Here is a 1,602-nt window from a genome sequence, read left to right as displayed (position 1 = left end):
CTCCAGCGGTTCCACGCCCCCGGCCTGCCGTACCCGGTCCAGAAGTGGAGCGATCCGCGCCAGTGGGTAACCGCCTCGTCTGAGCTGGTGGGCGAGACGGGCGTCGCGCACATCGGCCTGGTCGTAGACGCGGTATCCGGTACGCGGGTCGCGCCGTGGGTGGAGGAGTCCGGCGCGTTCCCAGGTGCGCAGCGTCGCGGGGCGGATGCCGAGCCGGCCCGCCAAGGACCCGATCAGAGCTGCCTCCGGCCCCGCGGCCGCATCGTGCGCGGGCAGCTGGGTGGAGGTGAGGTCGTGCAGGGCGGCGCGGACGGCGTGCAGGGTCCGCCGGTCCTCGCGGAGCTGGGCGTGGCTCTCGTCGATGAGCCGGAATGCCTCTTCGGGGGTCTCCTCGTTCACCGCTCGCATGATCGATGTGGCCGTGTGGTGGCCGTGCCCGGGTACCAGGGCGAGGAACGCGCGCAGGGCCTGGGCGTGGAGCGGGGTGTAGCGGCGATAGCCGTGCGGGGTGCGGGCGGCCGGCGGAAGGATGCCGACCTCCTCGTAGTTCCTGACCGCCTGCGTGGACATCAATAGCCATGGCTTCAACGATAGCGTTGAAGCCATGGCTATTGATGTCAAGGACAGCGCCCAGGCAGCCGACGCCGCCTCCGTCATGCGGCTGCTTCCGGCCCGGCCGCGGGTGCTCGCCCTGGGGGAGCCCACCCACGGTGAGGAATCGCTGCTCGAGGTGCGCAACGGGCTGTTCCGGCAGTTCGTGGAGGAGGAGGGGTACCGGACGATCGCGATCGAGAGCGACTGTCTGATGGGCCTCGTGGTGGACGACTACGTCACGGGGGGCACGGACGATCTCGACCGGGCGATGGAAGAGGGGTTCAGCCACGGGCTCGGGTCCTCCGGGGCCAACCGTGAACTGGTGCGCTGGATGCGGGCGTACAACGAGGGGCGGCCGGTCGCCGCGTGTGTGCGGTTCGCCGGTTTCGACGGTCCGCTGGAGATCACCGGTGCGGCGAGCCCCCGGTACGCCCTGGTGGCGCTGTACGACTACCTCGCGGCGCGGGTGCCCCCGGGCCTGCTGCCCTGCACGGCGGAGACGCTGGAGCGGCTGCTCGGGGAGGACGAGCCGTGGACGGAGCCGGCCGCGATGACGGACGCCTCGCGGTCCGTGGGGCAGTCGGCGCGGGCCAGGGAGCTGATGCTGCTCGCGGACGACCTGGTGGCGCTCCTGGACACGCGGACCCCCGAGTTGGGCACGTCCGGGTCACAGGAGGAGTGGGACCGGGCGCGCCTGTACGGGCGCACCGCCACCGGTCTGCTGCGGTACCACTTCTGGATGGCCGACACCTCACCCAGCCGGATGAACCGGCTGGTGGAGCTGCGGGACCGGATGATGGCCGACAATCTGCTGGCGCTCGCCGAACGGGGCCCGGTGCTGGTCCACGCCCACAACTCCCATCTGCAGCGGGACAGGAGCTCCATGCGGATGTGGGACCAGCCGCTGGTGGAGTGGTGGAGCGCCGGTGCCATCGTGAGCGCGCACCTGGGCGCGGAGTACGCCTTCGTGGCCACGGCGCTCGGCACGATCCGGCACCGGGGTGTGGA

At 71.6% G+C, this 1,602-nt stretch carries 2 protein-coding genes; one reads left to right on the top strand and one right to left on the bottom strand.

Translation table 11 applies throughout. The features are described from left to right. A partial coding sequence (locus ACWF62_RS20420) for a MerR family transcriptional regulator (RefSeq protein WP_452631228.1) occupies positions 1-570 on the bottom strand: 570 nt, incomplete at its 3' end. Between the two features lie 34 nt (positions 571-604). Between ACWF62_RS20420 and ACWF62_RS20415 the strand changes: the two genes are divergently transcribed. Next, positions 605-1,602 (top strand): erythromycin esterase family protein (locus ACWF62_RS20415; RefSeq protein ID WP_452631226.1); only part of this gene is annotated, 998 nt, incomplete at its 3' end.

The organism is Rhodococcus sp. NPDC054953, assembly GCF_053609225.1.
The sequence above is the reverse complement of the archived record's forward strand: the minus strand, read 5'-3'. Positions and strand labels throughout refer to the sequence as shown.